The sequence below is a fragment of the Micromonospora sp. NPDC049044 genome (assembly GCF_040649215.1).
In the GTDB taxonomy this organism is placed as follows: domain Bacteria; phylum Actinomycetota; class Actinomycetes; order Mycobacteriales; family Micromonosporaceae; genus Micromonospora.
This window is the reverse complement of the sequence record NZ_JBEZFA010000054.1, coordinates 24,970-42,140: the sequence shown is the minus strand read 5'-3', so window position 1 is coordinate 42,140 and position 17,171 is coordinate 24,970. Positions and strand designations below refer to the sequence as shown.

The following is a 17,171-nucleotide window of genomic DNA, read 5'->3' as shown; positions in this document are numbered from 1 at the left end:
CCGGCCGGCGGCGGGGGGCGGCCGGGGCCGGCCCGCCGGGGGGGGGGGGGGGGGCGGGGGGGGGCGGGGGGGGGGGGGCCCCCCCCCCCCCCCCACCCCCTGTCACGTTCGATCAGCGCACGCCGAGCAGGTCGACGACGAAGATCAGCGTCTCGCCCGGCTTGATGACGCCGGCGGCGCCGCGGTCGCCGTACCCCAGGTGCGGCGGAATGGTGAGGCGACGACGGCCGCCGACACGCATCCCCACCACGCCCTGGTCCCAGCCGGCGATGACCTGACCGCCGCCGAGCGGAAACTCGAACGCCTCGCCCCGGTTCCAGGACGAGTCGAACTCGCCGCCGGTGGAGTGGGACACGCCGACGTAGTGAACGCTTACCAACTGACCCGGCTCGGCCTGCGGGCCGTCGCCCACGGTGATGTCCTCGATCACGAGGTCGGCCGGCGGTGCACCCTCGATCGGGCCCACCTCGGGCTTGCCCGATCGGGCGCCTGCTGCCTGGTTCATGCGGGGATCTCCTGCCGTGTTGGGTGATGTCTCCGGTCACCGTCGATCCTGCCGGATAGCGCCTCACCGATGTGCGGCGGACCCGCCACCTGCCCCGACACGTTTCGAAACCGACCCCGGGCCACCTGGCGCACACGTGTCGGCGGGCGCCACCGATGGTGACGCCCGCCGTGCGATGGTGCGGGGGTGCTCACCGCAGCCAGGGAACCCGCGCCACGATCGGCAGCCTCGCCCAGAGCTTGCCGAGGCCCCAGGTGTCGCCGGCGTTGAGCAGCGCCAGGACCGCGAGCACCGCGGCGTAGATCAGGTGGTCGTCCATGAAGAGGTTGTTCTCCGGAGGCAGGACGGCGGTCCACATGAGGACCAGCAGCAGCCCACCGGCCACGGCTGCGACCCGCATGCCGACGCCGAGCAGGAGCGCGATGCCGATCCCGGCGAGGCCGGCCATGAAGAGCCAGTCGGCCCAGGCGGCGCCGGCGATGCCGGTGTAGACGTCCTTGAACGGGCCGGCGACCCCGAAGGTGAGGAAGCCCTTGGTGGGGCTGCCGCCGTTGATCCAGGCGTTCTTCGATTCCGTCTCGTGGCCGAGGCCGAACAGCTTGTCGAGGAATGCCCAGAGGAAGATCCAGCCGAGGGCCATCCGGATGCCGGCCAGGACGTACCGGGTGGCCTTCTCTCGGGTGGTGCCGGTCGCCGGAGCGGTGGTCTCGGCGGTGGTCCGCCCGATCGTCGCGGTCATGGTGTCCACGTCCCTTCTCTGCCTCGCACCGCGCTTCCCGGTGACATCTCCATCAGACGCTCTCGGCGGCGCCCTCGGCAGGGCCGACCGGTCCGCACCGGCCCGGGACCTTGGACCCCCAACGGCCCGGGCCGTCGACCCTGACCCGGGCCGCCGTCCGGCCGTAGCGTCCGAGGTGGAGGTACGAAAGGGAGGCTGTGATGAGGACCTGGCAGGTGGGTGACGTGATGACCCGGGAGGTCGTGACTGTGGAGGCCGGGACCCCGTACCGGGAGATCGTCGATGTGCTGCTGCGCCGCGGCATCAGTGCCGTGCCGGTGATCGACGGGTTCCGCCGGGTGTTGGGTGTGGTGTCCGAGGCCGACCTGCTGCACCGGATCGAGCGAGCCGGTGAGCCGACGCAGCGGCGGGTCTTCGAGAGCCGGCGTCGGCGCGACGCCCGCGGCAAGGGCGAGGCGTTGCTGGCCGGCGACCTGATGACCGCGCCGCCCGTGACCACCGGCGCGTCGGAGGCACTGTCCGCAGCCGCGCGGCTCATGGACCATGAGCAGGTCAAGCGACTGCCGGTCCTGGACGACCTCGGTCGGCTGGTCGGCATCGTCAGCCGCGCCGACCTGCTGAAGGTGCACCTGCGCTCCGACGCGGAGATTCGTGCGGACATCGTCCAGGAGGTGCTGCACCGGGTGCTCGCCGTGCGGGACGGTCTGGTGACTGTCGAGGTCCGCCACGGTGACGTCACCCTGGCGGGCCGGTTGGACCGTCGCTCCGCCGTCGACCTCGCCGGCCGGCTGGCGGGCCAGGTGAGTGGCGTCGTTCGGGTGACCAACGCGATCGCCTACGACGCCGACGACACGGCCATCGATCTCGGGCAGATCATGCCGGTCGCCTGAGCGATTTCAGGCCGCTGCCGCTGCCGCTGCCGCTTGCGGGTCGGCTACGCCGTTGCCGGGTTGCGACTTCAGCGGAGCGCCGACGGCGCCGGGGCGGCTCGCATAGGCTCGGGAACGCCGGCCGGCGGGGCAGCGGGGCGGTGCGCCATGGTCGATGCGGGGGACGCCGGTGGCTGAGGCGACGGTCGCGGTGCCGCTGTGGGCCTGGGCGGCGGTTGGCGGGTTGCTCGCCGTGCTGCTGATGGTCGACGTGTTGGCGCATCGTGACAACCACGTCATCGAGTTGCGCGAGGCACTGCTCTGGAGCGCCGTCTGGGTTGGCGCGGGTCTGCTGTTCGGGCTGGTCGTCTGGTGGGGCCTGGGCGGCGATCCGGCCATCGTCTACTTCTCCGGCTACCTGCTGGAAAAGGCGCTCTCGGTGGACAACGTCTTCGTCTTCGCGCTGCTCTTCGGCTATTTTCGGGTGCCGGCCGGTTACCAGCACAAGGTGCTGTTCTGGGGCGTTGTCGGGGCGTTGGTCTTCCGCCTGCTGTTCATCCTCGCGGGCGCGGAGCTGCTGGACCGGCTCACCTGGGCCGGGTTCGTGCTCGGCGCATTCCTGGTCTGGACCGGCTGGCGGCTGGCCGTACGCGGAAAACCCGACGTCGACCCCGACCGCAACCGGGCGGTCCGACTGTTCCGCCGGATCGTGCCGACCGACGCCAGCTACCACGGCGACCGCTTCACCGCCCGGGTCGGCGGGCGCCGGGTGGCGACCCTGCTGCTGGTGGCGCTCGTCGCCATCGAGGCCACCGACGTGGTCTTCGCCGTCGACTCGGTGGCGGCGATCCTCGCCATCACCACAAACACCTTTCTCGTCTGGACGGCCACCGCGTTCGCCGTACTCGGGCTGCGCAGCCTCTACTTCTGCCTCGCCGGCCTGCTGCGGCACTTCGGTCACCTGCGCTACGGGCTGGCGCTGCTGCTCGCGTTCGCCGGGTTGAAGCTGATCCTGGCCGAGACGCCGGTGGGAAAGCTGCCGGTCTGGTTGACGCTCGCCGTGGTGGTGCTGACCCTGGCGGTCTCCATCGCGTCGAGCGTCGTGGCCGAGCGCCGGGCCCGGGCCGGCCGTTGACCTGACGGAGCCGGACGACAGGCTCAGGAGTGGGCCGGTTCGATCCGGGCCGTCACGTCGAGGTGTGCCGGTTGGCAGCCGGCCGTGGTGGCGAACCGGCGGACGGCGTCGTGGACGTGCTCGCGGACTCCGGCGGTGCGGGCATCGCTGGTCAGATCCACTCGGACCCACACGTCGGGGCGCGGCGGCGTGCCGGTGAGCACCACCCGGGCCCGGTGCACCCCGGGTGCGCGCAGCAGGTCCCGTTCCAGCGCGCGTACGAGCACCTCGGTGGCCAGCCGGGTGCGACCGGGCAGGCTTCCGGTGCGGCTCAGAGTGCCCCGCAGGACCCGGTCGGGTCGGCGTAGCGCCCGGTACAGCAGGCGCTGGCCGGCGACGGCGGTCAGCAGCCCGGCGACCGCCGCGGACAGGGTGCTCCAGGGCGTCGCGACCCGCCACGCGTCCACCGGGCCGCCGCCGAGCAGGACCGCGTCGGGGTCGACGAACGGCAGCGCGCCGGAACCGACTGCCAGCGCGGTCACCCCGCCGGCCACCAGCAGCAGCGCGACGATCGTCCACAGCAGGCGGTGCGCGGCGTCGGTCATGCCGGTCGCCTGTGGGGCAGCAGCCGGACGTCGGCGCGGTCGGCGCGTGGCGAGGCGAGCTGACGCAGTTCCTGGCGTACGGCGAACTCGACCTCGGCGCGGGCCGCCGGGTCGCCGGTGGCACGCAACCGGGGCCGCCACCGGTCGCCGTGCCGCCGGACCCGCACCCGGGTTCCGCGTACGCCCGGCACGGTGTCCGCCGCGTCGGTCAGCCGGCGTTCCACGCACCGCCGGTGCAGGTGCCAACCGTCGCGCTCGTCGACTCGCAGTCGGACCGGCGTCCACCGGCGCAGTTGGGCGACCAGGACGAGCAGGCCCAGCAGTACGGCGGTGCAGGCGGCCGCCCGTACGCCGGGATCGTGCCACCGGGTGGTGGTCAGCGCGCCGTACCAGCCGGGGCGAAGGAGCAGCGGCGTCGGGCGACCCAGCGTGGTCAGCAGCATCTGCGCGGCCAGCAGGATCCCGCCGGCGAGCAGGGCGAGGCCCAGCAGCGCGGACGCCGCCCGGTTGGCGGTCGCTGTGGTCAGCTCGGGGCGGGCGATTGGTGTGCGCGACGCGGCGTCGTCGTCCGAGCCGGTCACCACCAGGTCCCGCACCGTGATCGTCACCGTGGCCACCGCGCGACCGGTGCCGGCGAGCACCTGTTCGGCGACCGTCCGGCGGACCGCGTCGGCGACGGCGGGCACGCTGTGGCCGTACTCGATGATGAGGTTCAGGTCGAGGCCCACGGACCGGTCGCCCACGCGGACGGTGGCCGGGCGCACGTCGGACACGCCCGGCACCCGACCGGCCGCGTGGGCCGCGATCCGCCAGACCTCCGCCGCGCCGGTTTCGCTGGCCGGGCGCGGTCCGCCGGGCGGGTCGGCGCTCGGGGCGCGACGGGTGAGGGTGGGGCGTTGGGGAAGTCGGTGGTGGCGTCCCGCCGGGTCGGCGTTCGGTCGGCGGCGGATGGTCGGATCACCGGCGGGGCGAAGCTGGCGAGGCCGACGCGGGCGCTCCCCGCTGGGTCGGCGAGGACCCTGCCCACGCGCGGCGAGGGTGCCGAACTGTTGACGCGACATGCTCTGACCTCCCAGCCGGTCCGCTACCGGGGACCTCGCTGGATACACGCCGCCCGGTGCTCTGGAACACGAACAAGGTGTGATACAGATCACAGGCCCTTGGCGAGTGCTGGAGTCGCCCGTCAACCCTCGGCCGGCTTCTACAACGTTGCAAGAATCCGTCGTCCGCTCCGCGCGCCGGCTGGGCACGCGGCGTCGCCGGCCTTGACGCCCGACGTCGATCGGAGCGAGGATCCAGTGACATACGTCGATGACGGGGGCTGTTGATGAGGAAGCGGATCGTCCGACTGACAGTTGCCGCGCTCGCCGCCGCCTCGGGTGTTCTCGCCGTGGTCCTCCCGGCGTCCGCCGCCAGCGGATGCGCGGCGCAGCTCCAGGTCCGCTTCCAGTACCCGTCGATGCTGCGCGGCGACCTCACGGTGCTGAGCGTCGGCCAGCCACTCACGGACTGGACGTTGAGCTTCCCGCTGCACTACCCGACCGAGCAGATCAAGAACGTCGACGGTGCGCGCTGGGAGCAGCACGGTGGTGAGGTCACGATCCGCAACCTGCCCGGTGTCACGTTGCCGGCCGACCAGCAGGTGTCCTTTCCCTTCGTCATGACGCACGGGGTGCGGGTCGGCGGGCCGCAGACCTTCACGCTCAACGGCGTCACCTGCACGACCGTGCTGCCCAGGCCCACGCCGACGCCCCCGTCGAGCCCGCCGCCGGTCTCTCCGAGCCCACAGCCGAGCGGATCACCCAGCCCTGGCCCCGACCCGAACCGGCCGACCGTCGAGATCACGAGCCCGCAAGGCGGGGACCACTTCTTCGCCCCGGCCACCATCACCGTGGAAGCCACCGCGACGCCCGCGCCCGGCCGGCGGATCACCCGCGTCGAGTTCTTCGGCTCGACCTTCCAGGTGGATACCCCGCTCGGCACCGACACGACCGCGCCGTACACCGCCCAGTGGCGTGACCTGCCGGCCGGCTACTACAGCTTCTACGCCAGGGCGTACGACGACCAGGGCGCGACGCAGACGGACGGGATGTCGGTCGTCCGCGTGTTGACACCGGGCGAGGAGCGGCAGGCACCGTACGTCAGCGTGGTGCGCGACCAGCTCTGGGGCATCTCCCCGGTCATCGACGCGGCCGCCCCCCGACGCCTGACGCCGCTCGTGCGCACCGGTGCGGAGGCCCGCTGCGTGCAGGGGCGCGGCATCTGGGACGGCCCGGTCGACGACGCCGCCGTGGCCAGGCTCGTCGCACGCGGCGTCCAGGCGGTGTACGTCCCGCTCAACGAGGCGTGCTGGCTCGGCCTGTCGTACGTGGATCCCCGCTACGGCGGTGAGCCGTACCGGCAGGAGATCGTCGCGTACACGCAACGCTTGACGGTCGCCGGCATCACGCCCGTCGTCGCGCTCGGCTGGAGCCACGGCCGCTACACCGGGCCGGGGGCGACCTGCCGGGACGAACGTGCCGTCTGCGCCAAGCCGATGCCCGACGCCGCGCACGCCATGGACTTCTGGGAGAGCGTCGGTCTGACCGCCTTCGGCGAGACCGTGGTGTTCGACCTCTTCTCGGCGCCGTACCCGGATCGGGCGATCGCCGACCCGACCCTCGCCTGGACGTGCTGGCGCGACGGTGAGGTGGCGTGCTCCGCGCTTGGCTATCCGACGGTCGGCATGCGGCTGCTGCTGGCCGCGCTCCGGAGAGGTTCCCCCAGTGTGCTGCTCGCCAGTGGCCTGAACGGTGGCAACGACCTGTCCCGGTGGGCCGCGTACGTGCCGGACGATCCGGTCCACAACGTCGCGGCGGCCTGGCGGCCGGCGACGCCCGGGGCCTGCCACCCGCCGACCCTGCCGCAGGCGCCCGTCGTCGTCACGACTGTCTGCCGCTAGGGCGCCGGGCGCGGCACTCCGGCAGCCGGCCGGGCCGCACCACCGGGACGGTTGATCGACCGCCTAGACTCGGCGCGGTTCGACCGACCGGCGGATGGATCAGGCAGATGACGAGCAGCGTGGATCGCGGCTGGCTGCGGGCGATGCCCGCCGATGGTGGACGCGACGTTCTCTTCAGCCGTGCCGGCCACCGGGTGTACGGGACGTGCCGGCTCAACGAACTGGTGCAGGGGCGTCCGCCGGGCGTCACCGGCAGCCAGTGGGGGTCCGCCAGCCGGGCGGCGTTCGACCTCGTGGTCAGCGACGCCGCCACCGGGCGGCCGGTCGTCGCCGTGGCGATCGGCCCGGTCCCGCCTGCCGGGTCGGCCGAGCAGCGCGCCGAGCGCCTCACCGACGCCGTGAGCGCTGCCGTCGAGCTGCCCGTGCTGCGCGTCGGGTCACCGACGTTGCGGGCCGCCGAGCACGGCCGGCGCCTCGTCGAGTACGTGGTCGACGCGCGCGCCTTCGCGGCGGGTGCCGCCGTGGCGGGCACCGACGACGAGCCCGCCCCGGTGGGCTTCCGCGACATCCTCGGGCGGCTTCCGGACGGCCGGACCGGTCCGGTGAACGACCTCGGCGCGCTGACCCGCGCGGCGGCTGTCGAGGCGTACGTGGCCGGGCGCCTGGCCGACCCGATCGTGCGCGGGCTGCACGTGCACTGGACCGAGGGCCCGGCGCAGGGCTGGAGCTGGGTCCAGGTGCGCCCGGACGCGTGCCTGATCGAGCGCGTCTCGGTGACCGCGCAGCGCTTCTCCTGCGGCGTCGACGTGGCCCGGCTGGCCGAGGACCTGGCGACCGTGGCGATCGGCGAGCGGCTGCGCGCCGTGCGGCCGGACGGCCCGGACCTGCTGGCGCGCGCGGACCTCACCACGGAGATCGTCGCGCTGAGCCAGCGGCGGGACGAGCTGGTGGGTGGTTTCGCGTTCGACCACCTCTGCGCGGACTGACCGGCCCACTTTCCCGCCTGACCCCTGTTCCGCAGCCGATCCGTTCGGACGCGGAGCAATTTTCTGTGCGCGCGTTGAACCTTCCCCGTCGCGGTCCCGTACTCCTGCGCGAACGAACAGGATCTCCCCATCCGCGTCCACCGGGCGCGGGAGACGGTGCGGAAAGGGCATCGTCGGCCATCGACGCAATACCCGGGTAGGTCACGGTGTTCACCGCCGTGGCGTGCCACCTCACATCCGTCGGTCCGCCGAGGGCAGGAATCCACTACCGGATCGAGAAGGAGAGCAATTCGATGCGCAGGTCCACACGGGCGCGCCGGTCATCCGGCAACGCGCGGAGCAAGCGTCTGCTGGCGGTTGTCGGCACGCTCGTGGTCTTCGGCGGAGTCGTCGCCGTGACCCAGATTTCGTCGGCCCAGGACCGGCGGACAAATACGCCGCGTCCGGTTTCCGGGCAGTGCGTGGAACCGAGCCCGGGTTCGACCGCCCCGGCTGGTGGCACCTCGACCAGCCGGACCTGGCAGAACGGTCGCTGGGTGCGTAATCACTGGGGTGACGGGCAGCAGACGGTACCCGAGTGTGAGGACGGCAAGGACGGCACGGTGGGCACCGGCACGGCCATCGCCTGCCCGGATGTGTCGGCGAAGTTGCCGCAGGTGCCGGCCCAGGCGCGGGCCGAGGTGGACCGCGGTCTCGCCCAGTTGCAGGCCCAGATCGCCGAGGCGGACCGCCGGCTGGCCGCCGAGGGCAACAAGGGAGAGGCGTTCGTCCGCAGCGCCATCCTGCAGCCGCTGCGGGACAAGCGGCGCGCCGTGCTGGACCGGATGACGACAGCGATCGACCGCTTCGGGCCCCGGCCGCAGGGTCTCGCCCAGCTCGCCGACTGTCAGGTGCAGCCGACCGGCAACGGCGGTGGCAGCAACGGCGGTGGCCCCACCAACGGCGGCGGCAGCAACGGCGGTGGCCCCACCAACGGTGGCGGTAACAACGGTGGTGGTAACAACGGTGGTGGTAACAACGGTGGCGGCAACGCTCCCGGGGCCGGGCTCGGCGTGCTGGCCAACGACTGCGACGAGAGCCGGCTCCAGCCGCACGACGGTTTCCAACTCGGCAACCGCTGCGTGAGCACCGAGTTCGGTGAGGTCGGCGCGGCCGCCAACAACCCGTCCCTGCTGATCACCCAGTTCCCCGACCAGGTCGGTCGCAACCAGGCATTCACCCTCCGGGTCAGCACCCGCAACCTGGTCCGGGACCGCTTCCTGGCGGCCGGGCAGGGCGGCTACTACGTGGAGAGCTCGCTGCTCAACGACCAGGGCCTGGTCCGCGGCCACTTCCACACCGCGTGCCGGATGCTTGACAGCCTGACCACCCCGCCGGAGCCGCAGGAGGTGCCCGCCTTCTTCGTCGCGACCGAGGACGGCCGCGGTGGTGCCCAGCCCGACGAGGTGACGATCCAGATTCCGGGCCTACCGGAGTCGGGGACCGCGCAGTGCTCGGTCTGGGCCGGCGACGGCTCGCACCGCCTGCCGATGATGGAGCGGGCCAACCAGACGCCCGCGTTCGACTCGGTGCGTATCGACGTCAACTGATCCATCTGCGCCGGCGGTGGCCGGTCACCCGGGCGACAACCCGGGTGACCGGCCACCACCGTTTCGTGCCGGGACAACCCGACGGGGTCCCGCCAGCACAGCGGGACCCCGTTTGGCTACTCGCGCGTCAGCGCGCCTTGTACGCCTCGACGACCTCTACCGGGATCCGGCCCCGCTCGGAAATCTTGTAGCCGTTGTTGACGGCCCATTCCCGGATGGCCCGGTTCTGCTCCCGATCCATTCCGGCCCCGGTGGGTCGCCCCGGCCGCCGGATCGATCGGGTGCTCTCCACCGGGCCGCGCCCGATCCGCCGACCCGCATTGATGTACGGATCCAGTGCCTTGCGCAAGACGCCGGCATTTTCGTCCGAGACGTCGATCGTGTAGGCCACTCCGTCGAGACTGAACTCGACCGTCCGGTCGGCCTTGCCGCCGTCGAGGTCGTCGGTCAGGACCGTGATTACTTTTCTCGCCATTGCCGATTACTCCCTGTGTGCGGCGGGATGTGTCCAAAGTCTGACCTATCACCCCGGTAATCCGCAACAATATGCCAACCATTCGGCGCGTCGTGATTCCGTTACCGAGAAAACCGTGAATGGGCTCGTTGGACGGGGCCGCAATCGTCGAGGAGGCCGCTGTGCCCGGCCACGGCGGCCGCCTCGGACCGGTTGGACACCCGCAACCTGCGCAGCAACGCGGCGGTCATCCGTTTCACGGTCCGTTCCGAGACGTGCAGTTCTTCGGCGATGTCGACGCTCGTGCGGCCGGCCGCGATTGCCCGCAGCAGCCGCCGTTCCTCAGCGTCGAGGTCGACTGACGGGGCGTGGGTGGGCCGCAGCATGGCTCGCAGCAACTCGGCGGGCAGCACCGCCCAGCCGTCGAGGACGGCCAGCAGTGGGGGCAGCAGTTCCTCGGGTTCGCTGGTTTTCGGCAGAAATCCCTCGGCGCCGGCCCGCAGCGCCTCCAGCGCTGGGCCGGGGTCGACGGAACCGGACATCGCCACCACCCGTACCCGTGGGGTGGTCCGCCGGATCGCGGCCACCGCCCGGACCCCGCCGGGAGCCGGCATGTGCAGGTCGACCAGGGCCAGGTCGGGCCGCCAGTTGTTGGTCAGCGCGGCTGCGGCGGCGGCGTCGCCGGTCGAGGCGACCACCTCGGCCCGGCCGTCGGTGGTGATCGGGAGCAGCAACTCCAGCCCGCGGACGAAGAGGGGGTGATCGTCCACGACAACGAGTCGGATGGTGGCGGCTCCCGGCATGTCTGCGCCGTTCCCCAGCGGGTACGGATCATGCGGGTACGCACCGAACGAGGGGAGTCGGGTGGATGCGCGCACGCCAGGGTCTGCGGGGTCTGCTGCGAGGGTTGCGCAGAATCGAGACGTGCTCGACTGACCTGCGGCTTCCGGGAGGCGATCCCGAGTTGCTGTTACGGGTGTTGTGTCACGAGTTCCGGACGCCGATCAGTAACCTGACCTCGCTGACCCGCGCGCTGGCCGACGAGCGTCGCGAGCTGACCGGCGCGGACCGGCGGGCGATCACCGAGTTGGCCCGTGACCAGGCTGCGCACCTGCAGAGCCTGCTGCGTGACGCGACCGCCGGCACCGGCGCGCTGGCGCTGGCTCCCGGACCGGAGCCGGTAGTGCCGCTGGAGGGCATCCTGCGCGAGGCCGTCGCGCTGGTGCCGGCCGGTCGGCGGCGTGCCCGGGCCACCCGGCGGGCGGCCTCCTGGCCGGTGCCCGGCGGGCGGACCCGTCAGGTGCTTGTCAACCTGGTGGAGAACGCGCTGCGGCACGGGCCGGCCGAGGGGCAGGTCGGGCTCTACGCCGCGCTGCGTGGTCCCGGCCTGAGCATCCTGGTCACCGACGAGGGGCGGGTGGACGACGCGCTGCTGGCGGCGCTGCGTCGTCCGGTGCCGTCCGTCGGGATGTCCGGGTTGGGGTTGTGGATCGTGCGGCAACTCGTGGCGAGGGATGGGGGGACGCTGCGGGTGCACCGACTGCGGCCGCGCGGTGTGGCGCTGGAGGTCCTGCTGCCCGTGGCGCGGCCGATGGTCTGACCCCGGGGGGACGCGGCTCGGCCCGACCGGGTCACCGGAAGGGGGACGCCTCGCTGTCAGCTTTCCGGTACTGAGGAGGTCAGATGTTCAGTCATGTCAAGGATCTGCAGTTCGAGGCCAAGCCGGACGGTCCGGACGCCGCGTTCGCCCGCCGGTTGCAGGAGGTCCTGGGCGGCAAGTGGGGCGAGATGACAGTTGCCAACCAGTACCTCTTCCAGGGCTGGAACTGCCGGTTGCCCGGCAAGTACAAGGATCTGCTGCTCGACGTCGGCACCGAGGAGATGGGCCACGTCGAGATGATCGTCACGATGATCACTCGACTGCTGGACAACGCGCCGCTGTCGCCGGCGGAGGGCGTTGCGGCCAACCCCGGGGGTGCGGCGGTCTTCGCCGCGTCGAACCCGGCGCACTTCATCCATGGTGGTGGAGGGGCGTTGCCCGCCGACTCCAACGGGGTGCCGTGGAACGGCTCGTTCGTCACCGCGAGCGGCAACCTGCTTGCCGACTTCCAGCTCAACGTCACCGCGGAGGCGCAGGGTCGGCTCCAGGTCGCCCGGCTGTTCAACATGACCGACGATCCCGGCGTCAAGCAGATGCTGCGCTTCCTGCTGGCCCGCGACACCATGCACCAGAACATGTGGCTGGCGGCGATCGAGCAGCTCAAGGAGGATGGCCTGGAGGACATGCCGGTGCCCGAGGCATTCCCGGACTCCGACGAGTTCACCGAGGAGTTCGGCTACACCTACCTGAGCTTCTCCTCGGGTACCGACGCCTCGCAGGGACGCTGGGCGTCCGGGCCCGCCCCGGACGGTAAGGGCGAGTTCCGGTACGGCGACAGCCCGCGGGCGAACGCCCCGGAGCCGGTGCTGCCGCCCGGGGACCCGCGCCTGTACGGCACCAACCCGGGTGTCGCCGGCTCGGTGGTGAACACGGTCAAGAACAAGCTCACCTGAGATGCCGTGGCGGGCCTCCCACCGGTTCGAGGGGGCCCGCCGGACCCCCGGTCAAGTGGTCTGGGTCACAGTCCGGAACAAGGGGAACGCTTTGTTACTTGAGCCAGACACGCTCAAGTCAACGTGATGGCAGGTGTTCCATGGCAACTCTTCCGGTACTTCCACTGACCGACGCCGTGCTGCTGCCCGGGATGGTCATCCCGGTGACCCTCGACCCGTCCACCCAGGCCGCCATCGACGCCGCCCGCGCGACCGGCGACCGCAAGCTGCTCGCCGTGCCCCGCATCGACGGCGAGTACGGCCCGGTCGGCGTGGTCGCCACCATCGAGAAGGTCGGCCGGCTGCCCGAGGGCGAGCCCGCCGCCGTCATCCGTGGCCTGTCCCGGGCCCGGATCGGCTCCGGCGTGCCCGGCCCCGGCGCCGCGCTCTGGGTCGAGGCGACCGAACTCGACGAACCCGCCTACGCCGGCAAGGCCCGCGAACTCGCCCGCGAGTACCGCGCCCTGGTGACCTCAGTCCTGCAACAGCGGGGTGCCTGGCAGGTCATCGACGCGGTGGAGCGGATGACCGACCTGTCCGAGTTGGCCGACTCGGCCGGTTACGCGCCGTGGCTGACCCTGGAGCAGAAGATCGAGCTGCTCGCCGCGCCGGACGTCACCTCCCGACTGGAGCTACTTGTCGGCTGGGTGAAGGACTACCTGGCCGAGCAGGAGGTCACCGAGCAGATCAACAGTGACGTCCGCGAGGGCCTGGAGAAGTCCCAGCGGGAGTTCCTGCTGCGCCAGCAGCTCGCCGCGATCCGCAAGGAGCTGGGTGAGGACGAGCCGGACGGCTCGGCCGACTACCGGTCCCGGGTCGAGGCCGCCGAACTGCCGGAGAAGGTCCGCGAGGCGGCCATGCGCGAGGTCGGCAAGCTGGAGCGGGCCAGCGACGCCTCCCCGGAGGCGGGCTGGATCCGCACCTGGCTGGACACCGTGCTGGAAATGCCGTGGGGCACGCGTACCGAGGACAACACCGACCTGGGCGCGGCCCGGGAGGTGCTCGACGCCGACCACGCCGGCCTGGCCGACGTGAAGGACCGCATCCTGGAGTACCTGGCGGTGCGCAACCGGCGCGCGGAGCGCAACCTCGGTGTGGTCGGCGGTCGCGGCTCCGGCGCGGTGCTCGCCCTGGCCGGTCCTCCCGGAGTGGGCAAGACCAGCCTCGGCGAGTCAGTGGCCCGGGCGCTGGGGCGCAACTTCGTCCGGGTCTCCCTCGGCGGTGTCCGCGACGAGGCCGAGATCCGCGGTCACCGGCGCACCTACGTGGGGGCGTTGCCCGGCCGGATCGTCCGGGCGCTGCGCGAGGCCGGCTCGATGAACCCGGTAGTGCTCCTCGACGAGGTGGACAAGCTGGCCGCCGGCTACGCCGGTGACCCGGCCGCCGCCCTGCTGGAGGTGCTCGACCCGGCGCAGAACCACACCTTCCGGGACCACTACCTGGAGGTCGACCTCGACCTGTCCGACGTGCTGTTCCTGGCCACCGCCAACGTGGTGGAGTCCATCCCCGGCCCGCTGCTGGACCGGATGGAGCTGGTCATGCTGGACGGCTACACCGAGGACGAGAAGGTCGCCATCGCCCGGGACCACCTGCTGCCCCGGCAGCGGGAGCGGGCCGGGCTGACCGCCGACGAGGTGGAGATCGCCGACGAGGCACTGGCGCTGATCGCGGGGGAGTACACCCGGGAGGCCGGTGTCCGGCAGCTGGAACGTGGCCTGGCCAAGATCCTGCGCAAGGTGGCGGTGGCACTGGCGACCGACCCGACGCCGGTACGCGTCGGCACCGACAACCTCGCCACCTACCTGGGACGGCCGAAGTTCACCCCGGAGTCGGCCGAGCGTACGGCGGTGCCCGGTGTGGCCACCGGCCTCGCCGTCACCGGCGCGGGTGGGGACGTGCTGTTCATCGAGGCGACAAGCATGGAGGGCGAGCCGGGGCTGACCCTGACCGGTCAGCTCGGCGACGTGATGAAGGAGTCGGCGCACATCGCCCTGTCGTACCTGCGCTCCAACGGGCGGCGGTTCGGCATCGACCCGAACGTCCTGGCCGGACGCCGGATCCACGTCCACTTCCCGGCGGGCGCGGTGCCCAAGGACGGCCCGAGCGCCGGCATCACCATGGTGACGGCCCTGGCGTCGCTTGTCACCGGCCGCCCGGTCCGCCCCGAGTTCGGGATGACCGGCGAGGTGACGCTCTCCGGACGGGTGCTGCCGATCGGTGGGGTGAAGCAGAAGCTGCTCGCCGCGCACCGGGCCGGCCTCACCGAGGTCATCATCCCGGCCCGCAACGAGCCGGACCTGGACGACCTGCCGGCCGAGGTGCGTGAGGCGCTGACCGTGCACACCCTGGCCGACGTGGCCGACGTGCTCGCCCTGGCGCTGCGCCCGGCCGACGTCGAGGCGCTTGACGGTCCGGCGCTCTTCACGGTCTGACGCTGCGATCACAGGGATCCCCGCCGGCTGCGCAGCCGGCGGGGGTCCTCCGGTACGTGGGCAGAGGTCTACTGTGCCGCGTGAAGCGTCAACTACCTCTCCGCCGCGAGGCGGCCCCCTGGAGGAACCCCCGTGAACCTGGTGCTCTGGATCATCCAGATCCTGCTCGCCGTCGTCTTTGCCGGCGCCGGCTTCGCCAAGCTGACCCAGCCCAAGGACAAGCTGCGCGAGATGATGCGGTGGGTGGACCCGGTGCCGCCGACCCAGGTCAAGGCGCTCGGCGCGGTCGAGCTGCTGGCCGCCGTCGGGCTGGTGCTGCCCCCGCTCACCGGCATCGCCACAGTGCTCACCCCGCTCGCCGCCACCGGGCTGGTCATCGTCATGGTCGGCGGCATCCTGGTGCACCTGCGTGACCTGAAGAAGCAGGACACGCCGCAGGGGCGGCGGACCGAGATCCAGGGCGCGATCACCTGCGCGGTGCTGCTCGTGCTCGCCGCAGTGGTGGCGTGGGGCCGGTTCGGCCCGTACTCCTTCTGATCCGCAGCGCCGGCGACCGTCGTACCCCGGCGGTCGCCGGCGGCGCGCTCAGCGCTCGTCGCCGCCGCGGTCGCGGCGCACCGTGGCCTTGCGGCCCTTGATCGTGCTCTGCCGCAGCCCGGAGATCACCTCGTCGGCCACCCCCTGCGGCACCTCCACCAGCGAGAACCGGTCGGCGATCTCGATCGAGCCGATGTCGCGGCCCCGGATCCCGGTCTCCCCGGTGATCGCGCCGACCAGATCCTGCGGGCGCACCCCGGCCCGCCGGCCCAGGCCGACGAAGACCTGGACGGTGTTGCCACCGCCGGAGCGGGAACGCCCCCCACCCCGCCGGTCGCCGCCCCGGCCGCCGGACTCCGGACGACCCTCGCGGGGTCCGCGTACCGGCACCTGCGGGATCTCCTCCTCGTCGTCGGAGCCCGGCGAGGTCACCTCGTGGGCCAGCTTCACGGCGGCGAGGGCGACCTCCATCAGGTCGAACTCGTCGGTGAGCGTCTCCACGATCACCCGGTACGGGTCGAGGTCGTCCTCCAGCAGGCTCTCCCGCAGCGCCGCCTGGGTCAGCTCCAACCGGCGGGTGCGCATGTCGGCCACGGTGGGGATCTTGTCGATGGTGATCCGCTGGCCGGTCACCCGCTCGATGGTCTTGAGCATCCGGTGCTCACGCGGCTCGGCGAGGGTGATCGCCACGCCCTCGCGGCCGGCCCGGCCCACCCGCCCGATCCGGTGCACGTACGACTCCGGGGCGGACGGCACGTCGTAGTTGACCACGTGGGTGAGCTGCTCGACGTCCAGCCCACGCGCCGCGACGTCGGTGGCCACCAGCAGGTCGGCGGTGCCCGCCCGCAGCCGGCCCATCACCCGGTCGCGCTGCTCCTGGCTCATCCCGCCGTGCAGCGCCTCGGAGCGGTAACCCCGCCCGTTCATCGTCTCGGTCAGCCGGTCGACCTCCTCCCGGCTGCGGCAGAACACGATCGCCGCGGTGGGCGACTCGACGTCCAGCACCCGACCCAACGCGGCAGGCTTGTGCGCCCGGGTCACGATGTACGCGCTCTGGCGCACCCGGGGCGCCTCACCGGCGACCGGCTGCTCCCGACCGATCTCGATCCGGACCGGCTCGCGCAGGTGCTGGCGGGCCATCCCGTCGATGCGCGACGGCATGGTGGCCGAGAAGAGCACCGTCTGACGCTGCGCCGGAGCGTGCTCCAGGATCGCCTCGATGTCCTCGGCGAAGCCCATGTCGAGCATCTCGTCGGCCTCGTCGAGCACCACAGTGGCCAGCCCACCGAGGCGCAGGGTGCCCCGGGCGATGTGGTCCAGGGCCCGGCCGGGGGTGGCCACCACGACGTCGACGCCGCTGTCCAGGGCCCGCAACTGCCGTCCGATCGGCTGCCCACCGTAGATCGGCAGCACCCGCGCACCCAGGTCCTTGCCGTAGCGGTGGAACGCCTCGGAGACCTGCACCGCCAACTCCCGGGTGGGCACCAGCACCAGCGCCACCGGGTCGCCGTCACGGCGGTGCGGCGTCATCAGGTTCAGCAGCGGCAGCGCGAAGGCCGCCGTCTTGCCGGTGCCGGTGGCCGCCTGACCCAGCAGGTCCCGACCCTCCAGCAGCGGCGGGATCGCCTCCCGCTGGATGGGGGTCGGCTCCTCGTACCCGAGGGCGGCGAGGGCGCCCAGCAGCTCGGCGCGCAGCCCCAGCTCGGTGAAGGCGCTCACCTCGTCGGTGCCGCCGGGGGTGGCGTCGATCGGTGCGTCGGTCGGTGCGTCGTGCTGTGCAGGTGCGGAACTCATGTGCCAAGCCTTTC

General features: G+C 72.3%; 16 protein-coding genes. 9 read left to right on the top strand and 7 right to left on the bottom strand.

All coding sequences use genetic code 11. The annotated features are described in order from the left end of the window. Positions 1-112 precede the first annotated feature (112 nt). Entirely contained in the window at positions 113-505 is a 393-nt protein-coding gene (locus AB0B85_RS30865) for an FKBP-type peptidyl-prolyl cis-trans isomerase (RefSeq protein ID WP_357412800.1), read from the bottom strand. 190 nt (positions 506-695) lie between these two features. Continuing rightward, positions 696-1,253, bottom strand: coding sequence for a hypothetical protein (locus AB0B85_RS30860; RefSeq protein WP_357412798.1), 558 nt, complete (start codon positions 1,251-1,253; stop codon positions 696-698). A 191-nt stretch (positions 1,254-1,444) separates the two neighbouring features. On the opposite strand from AB0B85_RS30860, the gene AB0B85_RS30855 reads away from it, so the two are divergent. After that, the gene (locus AB0B85_RS30855; RefSeq protein WP_357412796.1) at positions 1,445-2,134 is read left to right on the top strand and encodes a CBS domain-containing protein; all 690 of its coding nucleotides are present in this window, start codon (positions 1,445-1,447) and stop codon (positions 2,132-2,134) included. Between the two features lie 169 nt (positions 2,135-2,303). Further along, entirely contained in the window at positions 2,304-3,248 is a 945-nt protein-coding gene (locus tag AB0B85_RS30850) for a TerC/Alx family metal homeostasis membrane protein (protein ID WP_357412794.1), read from the top strand. Positions 3,249-3,271: 23 nt separating this feature from the next. Here AB0B85_RS30850 and AB0B85_RS30845 read toward each other — a convergent pair whose 3' ends face one another. Next, positions 3,272-3,832 (bottom strand): hypothetical protein, encoded by a 561-nt coding sequence (locus AB0B85_RS30845; protein WP_357412792.1) that lies wholly within the window; start codon positions 3,830-3,832, stop codon positions 3,272-3,274. After that, on the bottom strand, positions 3,829-4,893 hold the full coding sequence (locus AB0B85_RS30840; RefSeq protein WP_357412790.1) for an Asp23/Gls24 family envelope stress response protein: 1,065 nt from the start codon (positions 4,891-4,893) through the stop codon (positions 3,829-3,831). Before AB0B85_RS30840 ends, AB0B85_RS30845 begins: the two co-directional genes overlap by 4 nt. Before the next feature lie 266 nt (positions 4,894-5,159). Here AB0B85_RS30840 and AB0B85_RS30835 point away from each other — a divergent pair, with 266 nt between their 5' ends. The 3 genes from AB0B85_RS30835 (at position 5,160) to AB0B85_RS30825 (ending at position 9,348) form a co-directional block, all read left to right on the top strand. Continuing rightward, positions 5,160-6,773 carry an Ig-like domain-containing protein gene (locus AB0B85_RS30835; RefSeq protein WP_357412788.1) on the top strand — a complete coding sequence of 538 codons (1,614 nt, stop codon included), beginning with the start codon at positions 5,160-5,162 and terminating at the stop codon, positions 6,771-6,773. Between the two features lie 107 nt (positions 6,774-6,880). Beyond that, on the top strand, positions 6,881-7,759 hold the full coding sequence (locus tag AB0B85_RS30830) for a hypothetical protein (RefSeq protein WP_357412786.1): 879 nt from the start codon (positions 6,881-6,883) through the stop codon (positions 7,757-7,759). 293 nt (positions 7,760-8,052) lie between these two features. Continuing rightward, on the top strand, positions 8,053-9,348 hold the full coding sequence (locus AB0B85_RS30825; RefSeq protein WP_357412784.1) for a hypothetical protein: 1,296 nt from the start codon (positions 8,053-8,055) through the stop codon (positions 9,346-9,348). Between the two features lie 127 nt (positions 9,349-9,475). Here AB0B85_RS30825 and AB0B85_RS30820 read toward each other — a convergent pair whose 3' ends face one another. Next, positions 9,476-9,823, bottom strand: a complete 348-nt coding sequence (locus tag AB0B85_RS30820) for an Lsr2 family protein (protein ID WP_357412782.1) — start codon at positions 9,821-9,823, stop codon at positions 9,476-9,478. A gap of 101 nt (positions 9,824-9,924) precedes the next feature. Continuing rightward, entirely contained in the window at positions 9,925-10,572 is a 648-nt protein-coding gene (locus AB0B85_RS30815) for a response regulator transcription factor (protein WP_357412780.1), read from the bottom strand. 98 nt (positions 10,573-10,670) lie between these two features. Here AB0B85_RS30815 and AB0B85_RS30810 point away from each other — a divergent pair, with 98 nt between their 5' ends. The 4 genes from AB0B85_RS30810 to AB0B85_RS30795 all read left to right on the top strand — a co-directional run bounded on the left by AB0B85_RS30810 (position 10,671) and on the right by AB0B85_RS30795 (position 15,363). Further along, positions 10,671-11,402 carry a HAMP domain-containing sensor histidine kinase gene (locus AB0B85_RS30810; protein WP_357412778.1) on the top strand — a complete coding sequence of 244 codons (732 nt, stop codon included), beginning with the start codon at positions 10,671-10,673 and terminating at the stop codon, positions 11,400-11,402. Positions 11,403-11,485: 83 nt separating this feature from the next. After that, positions 11,486-12,355 (top strand): manganese catalase family protein, encoded by an 870-nt coding sequence (locus AB0B85_RS30805; protein ID WP_357412776.1) that lies wholly within the window; start codon positions 11,486-11,488, stop codon positions 12,353-12,355. 140 nt (positions 12,356-12,495) lie between these two features. Further along, positions 12,496-14,826, top strand: a complete 2,331-nt coding sequence (gene lon / locus AB0B85_RS30800) for an endopeptidase La (protein WP_357412773.1) — start codon at positions 12,496-12,498, stop codon at positions 14,824-14,826. A 132-nt stretch (positions 14,827-14,958) separates the two neighbouring features. Further along, complete coding sequence (locus tag AB0B85_RS30795) at positions 14,959-15,363, top strand: DoxX family protein (protein WP_357412771.1); 405 nt, start codon at positions 14,959-14,961, stop codon at positions 15,361-15,363. Between the two features lie 48 nt (positions 15,364-15,411). Here AB0B85_RS30795 and AB0B85_RS30790 read toward each other — a convergent pair whose 3' ends face one another. Further along, the gene (locus AB0B85_RS30790) at positions 15,412-17,157 is read right to left on the bottom strand and encodes a DEAD/DEAH box helicase (RefSeq protein WP_357412769.1); all 1,746 of its coding nucleotides are present in this window, start codon (positions 17,155-17,157) and stop codon (positions 15,412-15,414) included. Between the last annotated feature and the right edge of the window lie 14 nt (positions 17,158-17,171).

Coding starts and splice junctions, on each gene's coding strand:
- AB0B85_RS30820 (WP_357412782.1), bottom strand. CDS start 9,823: ATGGCGAGAAAAGTAATCACGGTCCTGACCGACGACCTCGACGGCGGC.
- AB0B85_RS30810 (WP_357412778.1), top strand. CDS start 10,671: ATGCGCGCACGCCAGGGTCTGCGGGGTCTGCTGCGAGGGTTGCGCAGA.
- AB0B85_RS30855 (WP_357412796.1), top strand. CDS start 1,445: ATGAGGACCTGGCAGGTGGGTGACGTGATGACCCGGGAGGTCGTGACT.
- AB0B85_RS30790 (WP_357412769.1), bottom strand. CDS start 17,157: ATGAGTTCCGCACCTGCACAGCACGACGCACCGACCGACGCACCGATC.
- AB0B85_RS30845 (WP_357412792.1), bottom strand. CDS start 3,832: ATGACCGACGCCGCGCACCGCCTGCTGTGGACGATCGTCGCGCTGCTG.
- AB0B85_RS30805 (WP_357412776.1), top strand. CDS start 11,486: ATGTTCAGTCATGTCAAGGATCTGCAGTTCGAGGCCAAGCCGGACGGT.
- lon (WP_357412773.1), top strand. CDS start 12,496: ATGGCAACTCTTCCGGTACTTCCACTGACCGACGCCGTGCTGCTGCCC.
- AB0B85_RS30825 (WP_357412784.1), top strand. CDS start 8,053: ATGCGCAGGTCCACACGGGCGCGCCGGTCATCCGGCAACGCGCGGAGC.
- AB0B85_RS30840 (WP_357412790.1), bottom strand. CDS start 4,893: ATGTCGCGTCAACAGTTCGGCACCCTCGCCGCGCGTGGGCAGGGTCCT.
- AB0B85_RS30835 (WP_357412788.1), top strand. CDS start 5,160: ATGAGGAAGCGGATCGTCCGACTGACAGTTGCCGCGCTCGCCGCCGCC.
- AB0B85_RS30865 (WP_357412800.1), bottom strand. CDS start 505: ATGAACCAGGCAGCAGGCGCCCGATCGGGCAAGCCCGAGGTGGGCCCG.
- AB0B85_RS30830 (WP_357412786.1), top strand. CDS start 6,881: ATGACGAGCAGCGTGGATCGCGGCTGGCTGCGGGCGATGCCCGCCGAT.